The sequence below is a fragment of the Vibrio sp. 2033 genome, assembly GCF_033339735.1.
The window spans coordinates 1-607 of sequence record NZ_JAWOVC010000539.1; the positions used below are offsets into that span (position 1 = coordinate 1).

1 protein-coding gene and 1 pseudogene are annotated in these 607 nt (G+C 45.3%); one reads left to right on the forward strand and one right to left on the reverse strand.

Going from position 1 to position 607, the window contains the following annotated elements:
• Positions 1-334 (forward strand): annotated as a pseudogene (locus tag R7P74_RS27670) (PadR family transcriptional regulator); the annotation flags it as partial.
• 70 nt (positions 335-404) lie between these two features.
• On the opposite strand, the gene R7P74_RS27675 reads toward R7P74_RS27670, so the two are convergent.
• The coding region (locus tag R7P74_RS27675) for a methylenetetrahydrofolate reductase (protein WP_031815689.1) at positions 405-607 on the reverse strand (203 nt) is incomplete at its 5' end.

Below are 607 nucleotides of genomic sequence, written 5' to 3' on the forward strand. Positions count from 1 at the left end.
CTCCATCACAGATGCAGGCCGTAGCGCTCTTGGAGAATGGTTTGATCAACCAACTGCACACCCAACCGTTCGTGATGAATTTTCAGCGAAACTTATGGCTTGTGCTGTTCAACCATCAACACCTTTCCGTGATCAACTAGCAGAACTTGTTGAAGAGTCTCGTAAACTGGTTTCTCACTACAAAGAAATTGAAGCGGCTTACTACGCAACGCCTTCAACTTTGGACAAACAAGCTCGTTTAGAGCGCCTAACGCTTCGTCGTAACCTACTGTTACGTGAAACGTGGAACACTTGGGCAGAAGAAGTCCTAACAGAACTTGAAGTGATTGGTTAATTTCCTTTTACTTAGAGACAACGAAAAAGGCTTGCCACTTGGCAAGCCTTTTGTCTTTTTGAAACCGGATTTACGCTTCTACGGCTACACGAGGGCGAACACCCAAAGTATGGCATAGCGCATAAGTCATCTCCGCACGATTCAGCGTATAGAAGTGGAAATCTTTTACACCTTCGCGACTTAGTACACGAACCATATCAATAGCTTGGCTTGCACCTACAAGTTGGCGAGTCACAGGATCATCATCCAAACCTTCAAACTGTTTGCTCATCC